Genomic DNA, 475 nt, shown 5'->3' with positions numbered 1-475 from the left:
GGGTGGGCGGTCGCAGCCGGGGAACGCGCAGCCGCGGTCGCGTAGGACGAGGGCGCGGCGCAGGGGTCCTTTGATCAGGCGTTGTTCGCGGCCGACGTCGAGGATCTGGCCGGCGCTGCCGAGTACGGCGGGTAGCAGGGCGGCGTCGCAGGCCAGTCGGCGGGCGGCGGTCGCCGGCAGCGACGAGCCGTCGTCGAGGGTCGCGGTCCCGACCTGCTGGCGCAGCGTGTCGATGTCGACGGTGACTACGATCTGGGGGCGGTCGCCGCCGTTGGTGGGCAGCTCGCCGCAGGCCAGCGCGATCCGGCACACCTCGACCAGGGCGTCGACGCGCCGCTGGCCGGGGGTGCGCACGTCCGGCTCGCCTGCTGACGGTCGGGGCGCGGACAGCGGGTCGATCGCGGCGCGGAGCTGGGCGGCGGATTCGCGGTCGAGCCAGCCGGAAAGCCGGACCCGGTTTTCGCCGGGCACCTCG

General features: G+C 75.8%; 1 protein-coding gene. It reads right to left on the bottom strand.

Annotated features, from left to right (window positions below; genetic code table 11):
• Positions 1-475, bottom strand: a 475-nt coding sequence (locus tag HC028_RS28860; protein ID WP_168080234.1) for a DUF222 domain-containing protein, incomplete at both ends; no start/stop codon positions are given.

It is taken from the genome of Planosporangium flavigriseum, assembly GCF_011947225.1.
GTDB classification, from domain to species: domain Bacteria; phylum Actinomycetota; class Actinomycetes; order Mycobacteriales; family Micromonosporaceae; genus Planosporangium; species Planosporangium flavigriseum.
This window is presented reverse-complemented; position numbering and strand designations above follow the sequence as displayed.